This window comes from Streptomyces diversicolor (assembly GCF_057537855.1).
The window spans coordinates 341,299-359,368 of the sequence record NZ_BAAJXA010000001.1 but is presented as its reverse complement, the minus strand read 5'-3'; the positions used below and the strand labels follow the sequence as shown (position 1 = coordinate 359,368).

Annotated in this window: 14 protein-coding genes; 3 read left to right on the top strand and 11 right to left on the bottom strand. The window is 73.4% G+C overall.

Going from position 1 to position 18,070, the window contains the following annotated elements; genetic code table 11:
• Positions 1-85: 85 nt before the first annotated feature.
• Genes AC27LF_RS01455 through AC27LF_RS01445 form a run of 3 tightly spaced genes read right to left on the bottom strand, consistent with a single transcriptional unit; the run spans position 86 to position 3,347 of the window.
• Positions 86-949 (bottom strand): Fpg/Nei family DNA glycosylase, encoded by an 864-nt coding sequence (locus AC27LF_RS01455; RefSeq protein ID WP_479657869.1) that lies wholly within the window; start codon positions 947-949, stop codon positions 86-88.
• A gap of 31 nt (positions 950-980) precedes the next feature.
• Positions 981-2,699, bottom strand: coding sequence for a SpoIIE family protein phosphatase (locus AC27LF_RS01450; RefSeq protein ID WP_479657870.1), 1,719 nt, complete (start codon positions 2,697-2,699; stop codon positions 981-983).
• Positions 2,700-2,759: 60 nt separating this feature from the next.
• Positions 2,760-3,347 carry a hypothetical protein gene (locus AC27LF_RS01445; RefSeq protein ID WP_479657871.1) on the bottom strand — a complete coding sequence of 196 codons (588 nt, stop codon included), beginning with the start codon at positions 3,345-3,347 and terminating at the stop codon, positions 2,760-2,762.
• Positions 3,348-3,485: 138 nt separating this feature from the next.
• Here AC27LF_RS01445 and AC27LF_RS01440 point away from each other — a divergent pair, with 138 nt between their 5' ends.
• A complete protein-coding gene (locus AC27LF_RS01440) occupies positions 3,486-4,907 on the top strand; it encodes a lipase maturation factor family protein (protein WP_479657872.1) in 1,422 nt (473 codons plus the stop codon).
• 128 nt (positions 4,908-5,035) lie between these two features.
• Here AC27LF_RS01440 and AC27LF_RS01435 read toward each other — a convergent pair whose 3' ends face one another.
• Together AC27LF_RS01435 and AC27LF_RS01430 are read right to left on the bottom strand one after the other, a co-directional pair.
• Entirely contained in the window at positions 5,036-5,527 is a 492-nt protein-coding gene (locus tag AC27LF_RS01435; RefSeq protein WP_479657873.1) for a GNAT family N-acetyltransferase, read from the bottom strand.
• 55 nt (positions 5,528-5,582) lie between these two features.
• Complete coding sequence (locus AC27LF_RS01430) at positions 5,583-5,759, bottom strand: hypothetical protein (protein ID WP_479657874.1); 177 nt, start codon at positions 5,757-5,759, stop codon at positions 5,583-5,585.
• Positions 5,760-6,219: 460 nt separating this feature from the next.
• On the opposite strand from AC27LF_RS01430, the gene AC27LF_RS01425 reads away from it, so the two are divergent.
• Positions 6,220-6,636: a hypothetical protein gene (locus AC27LF_RS01425; RefSeq protein WP_479657875.1), complete on the top strand. Its 417-nt coding sequence runs from the start codon at positions 6,220-6,222 to the stop codon at positions 6,634-6,636.
• Positions 6,637-6,950: 314 nt separating this feature from the next.
• Here the strand turns inward: AC27LF_RS01425 and AC27LF_RS01420 are convergent, their stop codons facing one another.
• From AC27LF_RS01420 to glgA, 5 genes are all read right to left on the bottom strand, one after another.
• Complete coding sequence (locus AC27LF_RS01420; RefSeq protein WP_479657876.1) at positions 6,951-8,447, bottom strand: SDR family NAD(P)-dependent oxidoreductase; 1,497 nt, start codon at positions 8,445-8,447, stop codon at positions 6,951-6,953.
• A 193-nt stretch (positions 8,448-8,640) separates the two neighbouring features.
• Positions 8,641-9,984, bottom strand: a complete 1,344-nt coding sequence (locus tag AC27LF_RS01415) for a wax ester/triacylglycerol synthase family O-acyltransferase (RefSeq protein WP_479657877.1) — start codon at positions 9,982-9,984, stop codon at positions 8,641-8,643.
• A 145-nt stretch (positions 9,985-10,129) separates the two neighbouring features.
• A complete protein-coding gene (locus AC27LF_RS01410; RefSeq protein WP_479657878.1) occupies positions 10,130-12,451 on the bottom strand; it encodes a GH92 family glycosyl hydrolase in 2,322 nt (773 codons plus the stop codon).
• 442 nt (positions 12,452-12,893) lie between these two features.
• Entirely contained in the window at positions 12,894-14,114 is a 1,221-nt protein-coding gene (glgC, locus tag AC27LF_RS01405; RefSeq protein ID WP_479657879.1) for a glucose-1-phosphate adenylyltransferase, read from the bottom strand.
• A 52-nt stretch (positions 14,115-14,166) separates the two neighbouring features.
• A complete protein-coding gene (gene glgA, locus AC27LF_RS01400) occupies positions 14,167-15,318 on the bottom strand; it encodes a glycogen synthase (RefSeq protein ID WP_479657880.1) in 1,152 nt (383 codons plus the stop codon).
• 318 nt (positions 15,319-15,636) lie between these two features.
• On the opposite strand from glgA, the gene AC27LF_RS01395 reads away from it, so the two are divergent.
• Entirely contained in the window at positions 15,637-16,821 is a 1,185-nt protein-coding gene (locus tag AC27LF_RS01395; RefSeq protein WP_479657881.1) for a DMT family transporter, read from the top strand.
• Here the strand turns inward: AC27LF_RS01395 and AC27LF_RS01390 are convergent.
• On the bottom strand, positions 16,811-18,028 hold the full coding sequence (locus AC27LF_RS01390; protein ID WP_479657882.1) for a transglycosylase family protein: 1,218 nt from the start codon (positions 18,026-18,028) through the stop codon (positions 16,811-16,813). The two genes, AC27LF_RS01395 and AC27LF_RS01390, sit on opposite strands and share 11 nt — an antisense overlap.
• Positions 18,029-18,070 lie beyond the last annotated feature (42 nt).

Below are 18,070 nucleotides of genomic sequence, written 5' to 3'. Positions count from 1 at the left end.
ACATGCGGCTTCGCCGCGCGGGCGCGATCAGCCACAACGGCGCCGCAGCCGAACGACGACACAGACGCACCCCACCCCGCGGAAACTACTTCAGCAGGCGCGACATCCGGCGGTCAGCCAGCGGCTTGCCGCCCGTCTGGCAGGTCGGACAGTACTGTAGCGACGAATCACTGAAAGACACCTCGCGGATGGTGTCGCCGCAGACCGGACAGGGCTCCCCGGTGCGGCCGTGCACCCGCAGCCCGCCCTTCTTCTCCGCCTTGAGCCGCCCGGCGGCCAGCCCCCGGGAGCGGTCGACCGCCTCCGTCAGCGTGCTGCGCAGCGCCTTGTACAGCCGCCCGGTCTCCTGCGGGGTCAGGGACGCGGCGAGCTTGAACGGGGACATCTTCGCGGCGTGCAGGATCTCGTCGCTGTAGGCGTTGCCCACGCCGGCGAGCAGGCTCTGGTCCCGCAGCGCGCCCTTGAGCTGCCGCCGCTCCCCCGTCAGCAGGGCGGCGAGCCGGGCCTCGTCGAAGTCGTCGGCGAGCGGGTCGGGGCCGAGCCGGGCCACGCCGGGCACCTCCCGCACGTCCCGTACCAAGTACACCGCTAGCCGCTTCTGGGTGCCTGCCTCGGTCAGGTCGAAGCCCGCGCCGTCCGCGAGGGCGGCCCGCAGGGCGAGCGGGCCCTTGCCGGGGCGCGGCGGACCGTCCGGCAGCCGGTCCTTCCACCGCAGCCAGCCCGCCCGGGCCAGGTGCGTCACGAAGTGCAGGCCCGTGTCGCCCTCGATGTCGAGGAACTTGCCGTGCCGGTGCACGGCCGTGACCTCGCTGCCCTCGAACGCGGAGACCGGCGGGTCGTAGGTCTTCAGGACGCTGATCGCGACCGGCAGCACCCGGACGACCTCGCGGCCGACCAGTTGCTCGGTCAGGAAGTCCTTGAGCGCTTCCACCTCGGGGAGTTCCGGCATAGCTCCAGAGTGCCACCGCCGCCCGGAGTGGTCAGCCGCCGTGGAGCCGGCCGCCGCCCTGCGCGGTGTGGGCGTCACGGCGGCGCAGCAGGAGCAGGGCCACGTCGTCGTCGCCGCCGCGTTCCTCGGCCAGGTCGATGAGCCGGTCGGCGAGGTCGCGTACGTCCTTCGGGCCGGCGCCGATCAGTTCGGTGAGGGTCCGCACCCCGTCGTCGAGGTCGGTGCCGGGCTGTTCGACGAGTCCGTCGGTGCACAGCAGCAGGGTCTGGCCGGGGTCCAGTTCGAGGGTGGTCACCGGGTAGTCGAGCCGTCCGAACTCGGCGGACAGGCCGAGCGGCAGTCCGCCGTCGACCGGCATGCGGCGGCAGCCGCCGTCCGTGTGCCGGATCAGCGGGTCGATGTGCCCGGCCCGGACCACCCGGACCACCCCGGTGGACAGGTCGGCCTCCGCGTACAGGCAGGTGGCGAACCGGTCGGTGTCCAGTTCGTGCAGGAACACCGAGGCCCGGGCGATCACGGCGGCCGGGGTGTGCCCCTCGGCCGCGTACGCGCGCAGCACGATGCGCAGCTGGCCCATGACGGCCGCCGCGTGCGTGTCGTGCCCCTGGACGTCGCCGATGACGGCACCGACCCGGCCGCCCGGCAGCGGGATGAGGTCGTACCAGTCGCCGCCGATGTCCCGGCCGAGGGAGCCCGCGGCGGAGCCGGCGCGGTAGCGGACGGCGACGTCGGCGCCGCGGACGCTCGGGATGGTGCGCGGCAGCATGGCCTGCTGGAGGCTCTGGGCGAGGTCCCGCTCCTGTTCGTAGAGCATGGCCCGTTGCAGGCTCTGCGCGATGCTGGAGCCGAGGGCGACCAGCACGGCCCGTTCCTCGGCGGAGAAGCGGCGCCGGTCGTTGTAGAGCAGGCCCATGGCGCCGATCGGGCGGCCCTGGGCGATCAGCGGCAGATAGGCGGCCGAGGTGATGTCGAGGTCGGTGATGTGCGGCCACAGGATCGGATAGCCCTCGGCGAACTCCTGCGGGGACTCGATGAAGCGGGGGCTGAGCAGGCGTACGGCCTCGCTCATCGGGTACGGCTCGTCGATCCCGGTGACCCGGGTGCCGGGCACGAAGCTGCCCTCGGGCCCCTCGGCGACCAGCCGGATCCGGCCCGCCTCCACCAGACCGATCACCACGCTGGTCGCGCCCAGGTGCCGTACTCCGTCGGTGTCCTTGAGCACGTCGATGACGTCCTGGACGCTGCGGGCGTGGGAGAGGGCGGCGGTGATGACCTGCACGACATCGCTCTGCCGGCGGAAGGCCGCGTCCTGGGCGGCCCGCAGGCTGCGCTCCTCGCTGTCCGCGAGTTCCTGGGTGGCGTCGCGGACGATCCCGATGACCCGGCGCGGCCTGCCGTTCTCGTCGCGCCGGATGTAGCCCTGGGTGTGCGTCCAGCGGTAGCGGCCGTCGCGGCGGCGGATGCGGAAGTAGGCCCCGTAGTTCTCGCTGCCGTCCTTGATGGCGCTGGAGACGACGGCGTCGATCCGACTGGCCTCCGGCTGGGGCACCCGGATGCCGAGCGATTCCAGGCGCCCGTCGAACTCCTCGGGAAGCAGATCGAACACCTCGTGGGCCTGGGCGTCCATGTGGTACAGACCGGTGTCCAGGTCCCAGTCGAAGGTGCCCATGCGGTTGAGCGCCAGGAATGGATCCGGGTGGGCGGGCCAGTCGTCCGGGACCGACAGGGCGCTCGCTCCCCGATCGGACATGGCCTCACCTTGCCAGGGTTCGTCCGGATCTTCGACCGGTGTCGACTCCACCGCGTGCCTTCAGCCGCCGAGGACGCCGGTGGGGCTGTCGAAGATCGCGTCGGTGACGGCGGTGCCGTCGGTGTCGTCGAGGTTGTCGAGGTCGTCGGGGACCGGACCGCCGCCGTCGGGCAGCTCTGGCGCTTCTGGGACGGTCTCGCGTCCGGACTGGTCGGTGGTGGGCGCGGAACTGCCCGGCTGCGCGGCGGGCGGCGGGACCGACGGGGCGGCCGAGGGGGCCGAGGGGGCCGATCGGGTGGCCCGGACGCAGTCGGCCGGGCCGGGACGGGCGGCTGCGCCGGCGTCCGCCGCGACCGTGTCCGCACTGGCGTTCGGCTCCGGTGCGGGGGACGCCGTCCGGGGCGTGCAGGTCGGCGCCGGGGTGCGCGGGCCGTCGCCGGTGGGGCTGGTGTGCGGCGCCGGGGACGCCGTACGCGGCAGCGGATCGGGGTCGGCGGGCACGGCGGCGGGCACGGCCGACTGCGCCGTACGGGTGACACGGCCGTCGTCGGCGCCGCATCCGGCGAGGAGCGGCACCGCCGAGAGCGCCGAGAGCACACTGACCGTGAGGATGGTTCCGGTGGGTATCCGCACCGCGTTCTCCGACATCGTTCGGACCAGGTGGTGACATTCGACCCTTCGACACCATTGTCCGCACCGGCCGCCCGGGTTACGCAAACGCAGCGGCGCGGTACGCACAGTGATGCGCACGCCGCGGGCGGACACCGAAGGAGGGAGCGCGGGACCGTGGACTGGTTCACCGCATCCGAGTACTGGCTGAGCCGACTGGTGTTCCAGCGGGCCCTGGCCGCCGTCTACCTCGTCGCGTTCCTGACGGCCGCCCTCCAGTTCCGCGCGCTGATCGGGGAGCGGGGCATGCTGCCGGTCCCCCGGTTCGTGGCACGGGTGCGCTTTGGGCGCGCGCCGAGCCTGTTCCACCTGCACTACTCCGACCGGTTCTTCGCGGCCTGCTGCTGGGCGGGCTGCGTCGTCTCGGCGGCGCTGCTCGCGGGGGCGGACTCGCTGCTTCCCACGGCCGGCGCGATGGCCCTGTGGCTGATGCCCTGGGCGCTGTACCTGTCGATCGTCAACGTCGGCCAGACCTGGTACGCGTTCGGCTGGGAGTCGCTGCTGCTTGAGGTGGGCTTCCTCGCCGTGTTCCTCGGCAACGACGAGGTCGCGCCGCCGGTGGTGGTGCTGTTCCTGCTGCGCTGGATCCTGTTCCGGCTGGAGTTCGGCGCGGGCCTGATCAAGATGCGCGGCGATCCGTGCTGGCGGAACCTGACCTGCCTGTACTACCACCATGAGACCCAGCCGATGCCGGGCCCGCTGAGCTGGTTCTTCCACCGGCTGCCCGGGCCGCTGCACCGGGTGGAGGCGGCGGCGAACCATGTCACCCAACTCGTGGTGCCCGTGCTGCTGTTCGCCCCGCAGCCGGTGGCGACGGTCGCCGCGTCCCTGATGATCGTCACCCAGCTGTGGCTGGTGCTGTCCGGCAACTTCTCCTGGCTGAACTGGATCACCATCGTGCTGGCGCTGCCGGCGATCCGCTTCCCCGGCACGCCCCCTTCGGTGGGAGCGACGCCGCTGTGGTTCGTGTGCGTGGTGCTCGGCGCCGCCGCGCTGCTCGTGTTCCTGAGCTACCGCCCGGTGCTGAACATGGTCTCCCGCCGCCAGGTGATGAACCGCTCCTTCGACCCGCTGCACCTGGTGAACACCTACGGCGCGTTCGGCAGCGTCGGCCGGGTCCGCTACGAGGTGGTGGTCGAGGGCACGCTGGACGCGGTGCCGCGGCCGGACGAGGGGTGGCGGGAGTACGAGTTCAAGGGCAAACCGGGCGACCCGCGGCGCTGGCCGCGCCAGTTCGCCCCCTACCATCTGCGGCTGGACTGGCTGATGTGGTTCGCGGCGCTGTCGCCCGCGTACGCCGGGGACTGGTTCGGCGGCCTGGTGGAGCGGCTACTGGAGAACGACCGGGACACGCTGCGGCTGCTGCGCCGTTCGCCGTTCCCGCCGGACCGGCCGCCGCGCTATGTCCGCGCCCGCCTCTTCCGCTACCGGTACACGACCTGGCGCGAACTGCGGCAGACGGGCGCCTGCTGGGAGCGGACGTACGTCCGGGAGTTCCTGCCACCGACCCGGCTGACGACGAGCGCCCGGACACCGTAGCCACGGGCGCCGATGCCCTCGGCCGCGCCAAGGCGGGCGGCCAATTCCCGGCGGACGGCCAGCTCCCGGTGGGCGGCCTGGTACGCGGCGGCGGCCGGCAGCAGTTCGGTCCGGGCACGCTGCGGCGACTAGGGCTGGTCGAGCGGCTTGTACATGATGTGCAGGCCCACCCTGCCGTGGGCGGGGTGGTTGAAGGCGTGCGGGATCGTGCCGAGGATCGTGAAGCCGAGGGACGTCCACAGGGCCACGGCCGGGTTGGTCTCCACGACGGCGTTGAAGACCATCGCACGGTAGCCGTGCGCGGCGGCCTCGGCCAGGACGTGCTCGGCGAGGGCGCGGCCGATGCCGCGACCGCCCCGGTCGGGGTCGACCATGAAACCGGCGTTGGCGACGTCGGCGGCGGGCCCGCCGTAGTTCGGGGTGAGGTAGGCGGAGCCCACCACGGCCCCGGCCTCGTCCTCGGCGACGTAGACCCGCTTGGCCGGGCCCGTCCACAGGGCGCGGGCACTCTCCTCCGGGGTGTCCGGGTCCCAGGTGTACGTCTCGCCGGCGGCGACGATCCGGTGCCAGAACGGCCAGATCCGCGGCCAGTCGCCGGGCACGGCGTCTCTGATCGGCATGGGCGTGAGTCTCGCACGCCCATGCGTCGGGCGACCGCGCCGGTCGCCCCTCGGATCAGTCGACGCTCGGCAGGATGTGGGGTTCGGCCAGGTCGTCCTCGTAACCCGCGAGGCGGATGGGGGCCGAACGGGCCCACACGTCGAGGCTGCCGAGCTGTCCGGGCCTGCGCCCGCCCGACCGCTCGGGGCGTTCCTTGGGGCGCTGTTCGCGATTCGTCTTCTCCGGTGTCACCGCGCACTCCTTATGTGTCGGGTCACCCTCGGGGCGTGTCGGCCAGTGTGCGTCTCCGGCGCTTGACGCCCGCTCGGGTCTGGATGAAAGGCCAGTTCGGACGCGGTGGCGCCGGTACTCGCAGCAGAGCCGGCCGTGATGGACCGGTCGGCCCCGGACGGACCGTGGGTGTGGATGGGACCCGGTGTTGTCGTCCGCCTCACCCCAGGTTAACCAAATGAGCGGGGGTCCGCTCGATCGGGAGTGCAAACAAGCTGTAACGTTCCCGCGTCACTCCGTGCCGCGCCGACAGAGATTTGACCCTATTTGTAACGCAATGCGCCTCTTGGGATCGCCCGTTCGAAGCAAGAGTCGAACACAGGAACCCGGCGCTGTGCAGTTCAAGTGCCGTTGGCCGAGTCGCAAGCTCTCCATGATCTGCTGACACCAGGCAACGGCTGTCTCGCGGGAGGACTGACGCATGGAGCTGCGCAGCGTCGAGGAGCTGATGGATCTGCTGTACGCCTGCCGGTACGAGCACGCGCTGCGCACCGCCGCGCTGCTGCGCCGCACCCGGCCCGCCGACAAGGAGCTCCAGGTGGCGGGGCTGGTGCACGGCATCGGGCAGCTGCTCGGGCCGGGCGATGCGGCCGGGCAGGCGGCGCGCGCCGCGGAGGCCGTGCGGCCGCTGCTCGGTGAGCGCGTATACGGTCTGGTGCGGCAGCGTGGGCCGACGGCCGACGACGATCTGCTGCGGCTGCAGCATGCGGCCGAGGAGGGCCGGACCGTCGTCTTCGACGCGGGGGTGCTGGAGGACTGGCGCACGGTGCTCGAACTGGTGGCGGCCCGACACGCTCGGCTCGCGCCGGGCGTTGGCCGTGATGGTCGGTCCGCCTGAGCGGTCCCCTGCGGGAGCGTTGCCGCCAGGCGGCGGGGTCCACTGCGGGTGCGTCGTGGCCGGGCGCGCAGTTCCCCGCGCCCCCTTGGGGCGCAACGGCCGACGGTTCGCTGCGGGTGCGTCGTGGCTGGGCGCGCCGTTCCCCGCGCCCCCTTGGGGCGCAACCGGGCGGCGGGTCAGTGCCGGTGCGTCGTGGCTGGGCGCGCCGTTCCCCGCGCCCCTTTGGGGCGCGACCGGGCGGCGGTTTGGTGCGGGGGCGTTGTGGCTTGGCGTGCCGTTCGCCGCGGCTCTTTGGGGTGCGGGGATTGGGGTGGTTACCACTTGCTGGGGGCGTAGTCCTTCAGGAAGACGCCGTGGAGGTCTTCGCCCTGCTCGCCGCGGACGATCGGGTCGTAGACGCGGGCGGCGCCGTCGATCAGGTCCAGTGGGGCGTGGAAGCCGGCCTCGGCCAGCCGGACCTTGTCGGGGTGCGGGCGCTCGTCGGTGATCCAGCCGGTGTCCACGGCCGTCATCAGGATGCGGTCCTTCTCGAACATCTCCTGCGCGCTGGTGCGGGTGAGCATGTTGAGCGCGGCCTTGGCCATATTGGTGTGCGGATGCCCGGCGCCCTTGTAGCCGCGGCTGAAGACGCCCTCCATGGCAGAGACGTTGACGACGTACGTCCGCCGGGCCGGGGATGCCGCCATGGCCGGGCGCAGCCGGCTGATCAGGATGAACGGGGCCGTCGAGTTGCACAGCTGGACCTCAAGCAGCTCCACCGGCGTGACCTCGTCCACCGACTGGATCCAGCTGTTGGTGTCGTGCAGGTCGGGTACCAGCCCGCCGGCGTCGATGGCCGTACCGGCCGCGATCCGCTCCAGGGACGCCGAGCCGGAGACGAGCGCCAGGCCGGTCACGTCCGCGGCGGTCAGGGAGCCGCCGCCGGCCACCGGGAGCGCGGCGACCGCGCCCGAGCCGAAGGCGCCGATCACCTGGGCGGCCGGCAGCTCACCGGCCGGCAGCGGGGCGGACTCGGCGGCGACCAGCTCGCTGTAGGCCTGCGGGGAGCGACGCACCGTCTGCGCCGCGTTGTTGATCAGGATGTCGAGCGGGCCCTCGGCGGCGACCGCGTCGGCCAGCGCCACCACCTGGGCGGGGTCGCGCAGATCGATGCCGACGATCTTCAGCCGGTGGATCCACTCGTCGCTGTCGGGCTGGGCCTTGAAACGGCGGATCGCGTCGTTCGGGAACCGCGTCGTGATCGTCGTGTGCGCGCCGTCGCGCAGCAGCCTGAGCGCGATGTACATGCCGATCTTGGCCCGGCCGCCGGTGAGCAGCGCCCGCTTGCCGCCGAGGTCGGCGCGGGCCTCGCGGCGGGCCCGGTTCTCGGCGGCGCACTCCTGGCACAGCTGGTGGTAGAAGTAGTCGACCTCGACGTAGCGCTGCTTGCAGATGTAGCAGGAGCGCGGGCGCTGGAGCACGCCCGCGATCCGGCCCGCCTGTGTCGTCGAGGAGGGCAGGATGCCCTCGGTCTCGTCGTCGATGCGCTGGGCGGAGCCGGTCGCGGTGGCCTCCGTGACCGCCTTGTCGTGGGCGGTCTTGGCGGCCCGGCGCTCCTGGCGGCGGCGCTGCTTGACCGTGCGGTAGATCTGCGAGGTGGCCCGGCGCACCGTGACCGCGTCGGGGTGGTCGACCTCGATCCGGTCGAGTTCCGCCAGCACGCTGAGGCACACGGCGAGGCGTTCGGGGTCGATGCCCGGACCGTACGCCGCCTCGTCACCGGGCTCCAGCGCCCCCTCGGGAGCCGCCGGGCCGTCCTGTGTCACCGTCATCGCGCTGCCGTTTCCCTGATCACCGCACGGCGCTCCGGTCGCGCCCGCCGTCGAACGCGGAATTTTACGGAGCGCCCGGCCGCACCGCCAAACCCGGGCCCCATGGGCCGGCGCGACGGCGTGCGGCTCGCGGGCCGGGGAGCCGGCGGCGCGCGGCCCCGGGCGCCCCGGCGACCGGGCCCGCCCGCCGTGCTCAGCGCTCGCAGACCGCGATCAGGGCCTCGACCTCGTCGGTCACCGCCCGGGCCAGCCGGTCGAGGTCGGGCACGGCCCGCGCGTCGGCGACGAGTCCGTAGTGGACACGGCCGCGGTACGTCGAGATCGCGACCGCCAGCGACTGGCCGGGGGCGAGCGGGGCGAAGGGGTAGACCTCGGTCAGCTGGTGGCCGCCGAGCCGCAGGCCGAGACCGGGCAGCGGCACGCTGGTGACCAGGATGTCGAACCAGAGCCGGGCGGCCTGGCCGACGAACGGTCCGCCGAGCCGGTGCCCGAGGGCGGGCACATGATCGGCGAGCAGCGCGACGGCGCCCGCGCCCCGGTTGGGTCCCGCGTCCTTGTTGCGGTCCATCGCGGCACGCACCGTGCCGAGGCGGCGCAGCGGGTCGGGCTCGCCCACGGGAAGCCGTATCAGGTACCCGGAGAGCCGGTTGCCCTGCGGGTGGGCGGTGCGCGGGCGGCGCTTGGAGACCGGGATCAGGGCGCGCGGCGCGACCCCCTCGCTGCCGTCGCCGCGCTCGTCGAGCCAGCGCCGCAGGGCGCCCGCGACGACGGCGATCAGGACGTCGTTGACGGTGCCGCCCGCGGTCTTGCGGACCCGGTGCACCTCGTCGATGTCGAGGACGACGCCCGCGGTGCGGCGGGTACCGCTGGCGGCGGAGGCGAGCGCGGCCGAGGAGCGCACGCCCACGCCGGACAGGGCCACGGAGGCGCCGATGTCGAGGGCGCGGCCGAGGTCGGACAGGGCGCCGCGCAGCAGGCCGGGCAGTCTGCGCACATCGGGCACCGTGCGGCGCGGCGGCGCGGCGGGGCGGGGGCCGCGCCGCGGCAGGTCCACCGGGTCGAGCAGGCCGGCGGCGAGCTTGAGCGCGCGCAGGCCGTCGGCCAGCGCGTGGTGGAACTTGAACAGCACGGCGAAGGAGACGCCGTCCGCGCCGGGCAGGACGTGTGCCTCCCAGGGGGGCAGACCGCGTTCCAGCGGACGCTGCATCAGCCGGCCGGCGACGGCGTGGAAGTCGTCGGTGGGGGCGTGCAGGCGCACATGGTTCAGGGGGTCGAAGCCGGGGTCGGGTTCGCGGGCCGCGCCGCCGAAGGCGAGCGGGAGGGAAAGCGGGGAGCCCGTCGGCTGCCACACGTCCCGGATGCGCATGCGCAGGCCGAGCACGGCGGCGGCGCGGGCGGCGAGCAGGTCGGCCGCGTGCGCGCCGGCGGTGGGCGAGTGCGTGGCGAAGACACCGAGCGCGCCCAGGTGCATCGGGTGCAGGTCGGACTCGATGTTCCAGAACGCAAGGTCGAGAGGTGCGAGCAGATGGGATGTCAATGGCTTGCCTCGCGTCGGCGGAGGGTGGACAAGCAGTCAACCCCCCACCGGAGATTACGGTCAAGTACGATCAGACTACGCACAGTTACCGCCACATGAAGCCACCGACCCTCGGAAAGCGCCGGGACGCATGAGGCGCCTGAGGTCATGTCAGGGCAGGTGGGGCCGCCTGAGGTGATGTACCCCACTCTGACGGGCGCGGGCCGACCGTGAACGCGAGCGTCCGCAGGGAGCGCAGCGCACCCGTCGTCAGATAGGTCCGGGCGTGCGGCACTCCGTCGGCGCGGACCGACTGGACGTAGCGGTCGGCGGCCGAGGTGCCGGGCGCGGTGACCATCAGCCCGCCGTTCGGCCAGTGCCGCCGGTCGAGGACCAGCTCGACCCGGTCGAAGACGGGCGTGGACAGGCCCCAGGTGCCGTAACCGGGCTGCACGGGGAAGAGCCCGATCGAGGAGAGCACATGCCAGGCGGACATGGTGCCGAGGTCGTCGTTGCCGGTGACCCCGGTCGGCGCGTCCGTGAACAGGGTGAGCGCCGCGTGCACCACGTCGGTGGTCTTCCAGGGCTGACCGGTGGACAGATAGGTGTACGGGGCGATGAGGTCGGGCTCGTTCTGCGGGTTGTACTTGTCCGCGTGGTAGTACGCGTACGGATCGCCGTGCACCCACACCCGACGGGCGGTGCCCTCGGGGTCGGCCAGCAGCCGGTCGTAGGCGAAGAACGCGTCCAGCCGGTCGTTCGTCGCCCGCTCGCCGCCGAGCAGGCCGATCAGGCCGGGCAGGTCCTGCGGGACCAGCCACTGGTACTGCCAGGCGGTGCCCTCGTGGAAGCCGACGCTGTGCGCCGGGTCGGCCGGTCCGGTGAAGGCGCCGGATACGTCCCGGGCCCGGAAGAAGCCGGTCGACGGGTCGAAGACGGTGCGGTAGTTGCGGGACCGGGCCGCGTAGCGTGCGGCGTCGCCGGTGTGGCCGAGGCCGCGCGCCATCTGCGCGAGCATCGCGTCGGACAGCGCGTACTCCAGGGTCACCGAGCCGCCCTGGTGGTAGTCGGAGTCGCCGAGCTTGGCCCGCGGGCGGTCCTTGTCGTAGGGGGCGAAGCCGTGCGCGATGTACTCCGCGTTGGCCTCGCGGCCCGCCATCGGCAGGCCAGCCGGCGGCACACCGTCGGCGTTGCGCTTCAGCACCCGGTACGCCCGCTCCTCGAACCCGGCGAGCAGGCCCTGCTGGTAGGCGGTGGTCAGGAACGGGGTGACCGGATCGCCCGTCATGATGTTCGTCTCGACCGTGCCGTAGCCCCACTTGGGCAGCCAGCCGCCCTCCTCGCCGACCCTGACCACGGAGAGCGCCATGTCGCGGGCCTCGCGCGGCGCGAGCAGGGCGAGCAGCTGGCACTGGGTGCGGTAGGTGTCCCACAGGGACCAGTTCTGGTAGTACGTGAAGTCCCGCGCGCGGCGCACCCGCAGGTCCCAGCCCCGGTAGCGGCGGTCCGCGTCGCTGCCGACGTTCGGCGCGAGGAACGACCGGTACAGCGACGAGTAGAAGGTGCGCAGGCGCGTCGGGTCGCCGCCCGTGACGCGGACCGTGCCCAGCCGCTCCTCCCACGCCCGCCGCGCCGCCGCGCGCACGGCGTCGAAGGAACGGCCGCCCTCCGCGCGCAGGTTGACCTCCGCGCCGTGCGCGTCGACGTACGACAGGGCGGTGGTCGCCGTGACGGTGCGCTGCCGGGTCGTGTCGAAGCGCAGGTAGGCGCCGCCCGGACCGGTCCGCGCGCCGGGCGCGACGGTGGCGCCGTCCCAGGTGCCGTACGCCGTGAAGGGCCGGTCGAAGCGGGTCAGCGTGTGCACGGTGTAGGGCGGGGTGTTCCGGCAGAAGCCACGGCCGGTGATCGTGGTGCGCACCGTCCGGTCGTCGAGGATCCGCACCTCGCTCGCGACCGGCTTGTGCAGCGACTGGGCCGCGTTCAGCAGCACGTTCGCCCTGTCGGTGGCGGGGAAGGTGTAGCGCTGTACGCCGGTGCGGGCGGTGGCGGTGAGTTCGGCGCGGATTCCGGAGGCCAGGTGCACCCGGTAGTAGCCGGGGCTCGCCCGTTCGTCGTCGTGCCGGAACCCGGCCGCGTACCGGGCGTAGTCCGTCCGCGTGACGTCGCCGGTGGTCGGCAGCGCGGGCAGGTCGCCGCCGATGCGGCAGCCGACGCCCGAGAGATGGACCAGCGAGAAGCCGCGGATCCGGCGGTGGGAGTAGTCGTAGCCGGTGCTGTGCCCGGTGTCCGGGGACAGTTGCACCATGCCGAAGGGCACGGCGGCGCCGGGGAAGGTGTTGCCCTCGTTCTGGGTCCCGATGAACGGGTCGACCAGGTCGGTGAGGTGGCCGACGGTCGGCTCGGCGGCCCGTGCGGCGGGGGTGGCGAACAGCGCGGACGCCGCCATCACCCCGGCCAGGCACAGTCGCGGACGCCGGGTCACTCTCATCTCGGATGACCTCCGGATCTCGACATCGTTGCCTGCATCCTGAGGTCCGCGGGCATGGAAGCCGGGGATCCCCGCGGCGACGGTGCCCGACGCGTCGCCCACGCGGCCCTACCGACCCCGGCAGCGGCGCACGACAGCGGTACACGACGCGCCCCACGCAGCCCCGCCGATCCCGAAAGCCGCGCACGACGGCCGTCCACGACCCACCACCCACGCAGCCCCGCCGACCCCAGAAGCCGCACACGGGGTGGTCCCCAGCGCGCCCCCGCGCCACCCCGCGCGCGATCAGCCACAATGCCCCCGCACCCGGCAACGCTCGCGCTCAGTGAACGGCGCGTCCCCGAGGGGGCGCGGGGAACTGCGCGATCAGCCACAACGCACCCGCACCCGGCAACACTCCCGCTCCACGAACCGCGCGATCCGGGGCGCTTCCGGTGGGGCGTCAGGAGACGCGTTGTCCCTTGCCGAGCGCGATCACCCCGGCCGCGGAGACCGTGTACAGCTCCGCGTCCCGCTCCGGGTTGACGCCGATGGTCGCGCCGGGCGGCACGTCGACGTTCTTGTCGAGTACGGCGCCGCGGACCACCGCGCCCCGTCCGACGTGCACGTTGTCGTGCAGCACCGAGCCCTGGACGACGGCACCCGGATCGACCACCACGCCCGGGGAGAGCACGGACCGGGTGACCTGGCCGCGGATCAGACAGCCGGCGCTGATGATGGACTCGCTCGCCATGCCGCCGGCGTTGAACCGGGCCGGCGAGAGCTGGTTGGAGTGGGTGTAGACGGGCCAGCTCCGGTTGAACAGGTTGAAGGCGGGACGCTCGGCGATCAGGTCCATGTGCGCGTCGTAGTACGCGTCCAGCGTGCCGACGTCCCGCCAGTAGCCCCGGTCGCGGCTGGTCTCGCCGGGCACGTGGTTGTCGCCGAAGTCGTACAGCTGCGCCTCGCCGCGGCCGGTGAGCCGGGGCAGGATCGAACCGCCCATGTCGTGCGCCGAGGACTCGTCCTCGGCGTCCCGCTGCAACGCCTCGATCAGCGCCTTGGTGGTGAACAGGTAGTTGCCCATCGAGGCGAAGACCCGCTCCGGGTCGTCCGGCAGGCCGGGAGGGTCGGCGGGCTTCTCCAGGAACCGCTGGATGCCGCGCCCGTCGGAGCCGGGCGTGATCACCCCGAACGCCGAGGACTCGGAGCGCGGCACGCGGATGCCCGCGACGGTCACGCCCGCGCCGCCCTCGATGTGCTGCCGGAGCATCTGCCGCGGGTCCATGCGGTAGACGTGGTCGGCGCCGAACACCGCCACGTAGTCGGGCTGTTCGTCGTGCACGAGGTTGAGGGACTGGAGGATCGCGTCGGCGCTGCCCAGGTACCAGCGCGGGCCGAGCCGCTGCTGCGCCGGGACCGGGGTCACATAGTTGCCGAGCAGGCTCGACATCCGCCAGGTGGTGGTGATGTGCCGGTCCAGCGAGTGCGACTTGTACTGGGTGAGCACGCAGATGCGCAGGATGTCGGCGTTGACGAGGTTGGAGAGCACGAAGTCCACCAGGCGGTAGGTGCCGCCGAAGGTGACCGCCGGTTTGGCCCGGTCCGCGGTCAGGGGCATCAGCCGCTTGCCCTCGCCGCCCGCGAGGACGATGCCGAGCACTGAAGGTCCACCACGACGCATGGCCGCTCCCCCCTCACCCTGGTTCCCCCATCGTGCCCTGGCGAGGCACGCGTTAAGCCTGCTTGACGACCTCCTCGTACAGCGCGACCGTGCGCCGGGCCACCGCGTCCCAGCCGAACTCGCGCACGGCGCGCTCCCGTCCGGCCTCGCCCATCCGCCGGGCCGTCGCCGGATCGCCGAGCACGCGGTTCAGGGCCCGCGCCAGGGACGCCTCGAAATCGTCGTCCATGTCGACCAGCAGCCCGGTCCGGCCGTCCTCGACGACCTCGGGGATGCCGCCGACCCGGGACGCCACCACCGGGGTGCCGCAGGCCATCGCCTCCAGGTTGACGATGCCGAGCGGTTCGTACACCGACGGGCAGACGAACACGGCGGCGTGCGTGAGGAGTTGCACGACATCGGCGCGCGGCAGCATCCGCGGGATCCAGTGCACACCGGCGCGGACGCGGCTCAGCTCACCGAACAGGTCGCGGAACTCCCGGTCGATCTCTGGGGTGTCGGGGGCGCCGGCACACAGCACGACCTGGGCCGCCGGGTCGATGTCGCGCGCGGCGCGCAGCAGCCCGGGCACGCCCTTCTGGCGGGTGATGCGGCCGACGAACAGGACGTAGGGCCGGTGCGGGTCAAGGCCGTTGCGGGTGAGCACGTCGGTGCCGGGGTCGGGCCGGTACAGGGCGGTGTCGATGCCGTTGTGCACGACGCGGACCCGGGCCGCATCGAGCGCCGGGTAGCAGCCGAGGATGTCCTCGCGCATCGCCCCGGACACGGCGATCACCGCGTCGGCGGCCTCGATCGCGGTGCGCTCGGACCAGCCGGACAGGGCGTAGCCGCCGCCCAGTTGCTCGGCCTTCCAGGGCCGCAGCGGCTCCAGGGAGTGGGCGGTCACCACGTGCGGGACCCCGTACAGGAGCTTGCCGAGGTGGCCGGCGAGGTTGGCGTACCAGGTGTGCGAGTGAACGAGTTCGCGGCCCGCCAGGGCCGCGGCGATGGACAGGTCCACGGAGAAGGTGCGCAGCGCGTCGTTGGCGGTGTCCAGCGCGGTCCACGGGCGGTGCCGTACGACGCCGGCGCCGCGGCCCTCGCCCCAGCAGTGCACCTCCAGGTCGACCAGGCAGGCCAGCTCGCGGGCAAGGAACTCGACGTGGACGCCCGCGCCGCCGTACACGTCCGGGGGGTATTCCCGGCTCAGCAGTCCCACTCGCACCCGTAACCCCCTGCTCTCACCGGCCGGTCCCCTCATGGTGGCCCGGACGGGGCGCGCGGGGAAGGCCCCGGCGGCCGGCTCGGGCAGCAGCAGCCGAGGAGCCCGCCGCCGGGGACCCGGCGGGGTGACCGGGTTGTCCACCCTGCGTCGCCCACCCGTGGGATGACGGGGATCGGACCGTACTCCAACGGCAGTAGGACGCATTGCCTGCTCAGGTACGACGACGGGAAGCGTTCGGGCGGGCAGAGTGTTGCCCATGCAAGACGATCGTTCGCCGCACCGGGCCGCGCGCCCCCGTTCCACGCAGAGGAGCAGTTCATGAGTGCTCTCGCGTTGTCCGTGGTGCTCTCGATCGTCTCCGCCGTCGCCTACGCCGGCGGGGCGATCGTGCAGGAGCGGGTGGCGGTGTCCTCCTCCCCGGACGACCGGTACGGGCCGCTGCGCCGGGCAAGCTGGTGGGCGGCGATGGCGCTCAACGGGCTCGGCGGGCTGTTGCACGTGGTGGCGCTGGCCTATGGCCCGCTCAGCCTGGTGCAGCCGCTGGGCGCCCTGACCATCGTGTTCGCGCTGCCCATGGCGGCGCTGTTCGTGGGGCGCAGGGCCGGGGCCGCCGGCTGGCGCGGTGCGATCATGGCCACGGTCGGCCTGGCGGGCCTGCTGTCCCTGGTGGGCGCGTCCGACGGGCACGCGCTCGACGGCGCGGCGCAGTCGGCGGTCGGGCTGGTCACCGGCGGTGCGGTCGTGGCCCTGATGATCGCGGGCCGGGTGGCGCACCGGCATCCGGCGGTGCGCAGCGTGCTGCTCGCGACCGCCTCCGGCATAGCGTTCGGCATGTCCTCCGTGTTCACCAAGACCGTCGCGGTCGACTGGAGCAGTGGGATCGCCCCGGCGGAGCTGCCGTCGCTGGCCGTGATCGGCGCGTTCGCCGTGGGTGGCGTCCTGCTGTCGCAGGCCGCGTACCGCGGTGGCGGCCTGGCCGCGCCGCTGGCCACGCTGACCGTGGTGAACCCGGTGCTGGCCGCCGTGGTCGGTCTCACCCTGTTCGGCGAGACCTTCCGGTACGGCGCCGCGGGCACCGTCCTCGCGGTGGGCTGCGGCGTGCTGGCGGCGTGCGGACTTGTCCTGCTGACGACCGAGCGCATCGGGGCCGCCCCACACCCCGGCGAACCGCACCCCGGCGAACCGCACCCCGGCGAACCGCTGCCCGCGGAACCGCCGCCCGCGACGGGTGCGGCCCCGCTGCCCGTGCCCGCCCTCGCCAGGACGGCGGCGGGCGGGGAGCCGGCCGTGGTGCTGCCGCGGCAACTGGGCACGGCGGGCCGGCCGGAGCCGGACCGCGGACCGGTCGCCGAGGAGACGCCCTTGGACGCGCCGCCGGGCCACGGCGAAGGGCGGGCATGGGACGCGTACACGCTCTTCGCCCCCTGCGCCCCGCTGCACAGCGGCGTCTACCGCGTGCCCCTGCCCCTGCGGGGGCGGTGCCGGGCGCGGGTCAGATTCTGACGCCGCCCGAGCGGAGATAGGCGACCGGGTCGATGTCCGAACCGAACTCCGGGCCCGTCCGCACCTCGAAATGCAGATGCGGCCCCGTGGAGTTCCCGGTCGACCCGGAACGCCCGATGCGCTGTCCCGCGGTGACCGGCCGGCCGGCCTTCACGGAGATCGCCGAGAGATGCGCGTACTGCGAGTAGCGGCCGTCGGCGTGCCGGATCACCACCTGGTAGCCGAAGGAGCCGCCCCAGCCGGCCGCGACCACCTGGCCTGCCGCGACCGCCTTGACCGAGGTGCCGGTGGGCACCGGGAAGTCGACGCCGGTGTGGTAGCCCTTCGACCAGTGCCCGCCCGAGGCGTGGTACGGCGTGCCCATGGCGGCCTGCACCGGCGCCACGAGGGAGTGGGCGGACGCCGACCCGTGGCCGCTGCCGCCGGCCGTCTTCTTCGCCGAGGACGACTTCTTCGCCTCGGGGGCGGCCTTCTTCCGTTCCGGGGCCTGCTTGTCCTTCGTGGCCTTCTTCGGTCGCGAGGTCCGCTTCTGCGGTGGGGCGGCGGAGCGGCCCCCGGTCGCCGGGGCGTGCAGATCGAGCCGCTGCCCCGGCAGGATCAGATCGGGGTCGGAGCCGATCGTGCTGCGGTTGGCCGAGTACAGCCGCTGCCAGCCGCCCCGCACCCGCTGGTCCTCGGCGATGCCGGAGAGTGTGTCGCCGTGCACCACCGTGTACATCCGGGCCCGGCCCGCCCGGGACTGCGGCGTGGTCTGCGGCTGCACGTCGCGCACGGGGCTCTGCGCGGGCCGGGTCGCGGCGCTCCGCGGGTGTGTGCCCGGCGCGTCGCCGCCCCGGGTCAGCCCGGCCCGCTCAGAGCACGTCGGCCAGGCGCCGGGCCCCTGCCCGTCGAGCACCCGCTCCGCCACCGCGATCTGCTCGTCCCGGGTGGCCAGATCGGCGCGCGCCGCGTACGCCGAGCCGCCGTACGCGGCCCAGGTGGACTGGGTGAACTGGAGCCCGCCGTAATACCCGTTGCCGGTGTTGACGCTCCAGTTGCCGCTCGACTCGCAGGCGGCGACCTTGTTCCAGGTGGCCGCGTCGGCCGCGTGGGCGGTTCCGGTGCCGATCAGCGGGATCGCGATGCCGACGCCGCCCGCCGTGGCCGTGAGCGAGGCGCGGTTGATCCTGTTCGGCTGGTACCGGCGGTGCCGGCCGCGTACGGCCATGGAGAGCCCCCTCGACATGCGCAGGAGCGGCAAAGGTAAGCG

Coding starts and splice junctions, on each gene's coding strand:
- AC27LF_RS01455 (WP_479657869.1), bottom strand. CDS start 949: ATGCCGGAACTCCCCGAGGTGGAAGCGCTCAAGGACTTCCTGACCGAG.
- AC27LF_RS01450 (WP_479657870.1), bottom strand. CDS start 2,699: ATGTCCGATCGGGGAGCGAGCGCCCTGTCGGTCCCGGACGACTGGCCC.
- AC27LF_RS01445 (WP_479657871.1), bottom strand. CDS start 3,347: ATGTCGGAGAACGCGGTGCGGATACCCACCGGAACCATCCTCACGGTC.
- AC27LF_RS01435 (WP_479657873.1), bottom strand. CDS start 5,527: ATGCCGATCAGAGACGCCGTGCCCGGCGACTGGCCGCGGATCTGGCCG.
- AC27LF_RS01425 (WP_479657875.1), top strand. CDS start 6,220: ATGGAGCTGCGCAGCGTCGAGGAGCTGATGGATCTGCTGTACGCCTGC.
- AC27LF_RS01420 (WP_479657876.1), bottom strand. CDS start 8,447: ATGACGGTGACACAGGACGGCCCGGCGGCTCCCGAGGGGGCGCTGGAG.
- AC27LF_RS01410 (WP_479657878.1), bottom strand. CDS start 12,451: ATGAGAGTGACCCGGCGTCCGCGACTGTGCCTGGCCGGGGTGATGGCG.
- glgC (WP_479657879.1), bottom strand. CDS start 14,114: ATGCGTCGTGGTGGACCTTCAGTGCTCGGCATCGTCCTCGCGGGCGGC.
- AC27LF_RS01395 (WP_479657881.1), top strand. CDS start 15,637: ATGAGTGCTCTCGCGTTGTCCGTGGTGCTCTCGATCGTCTCCGCCGTC.
- AC27LF_RS01390 (WP_479657882.1), bottom strand. CDS start 18,028: ATGGCCGTACGCGGCCGGCACCGCCGGTACCAGCCGAACAGGATCAAC.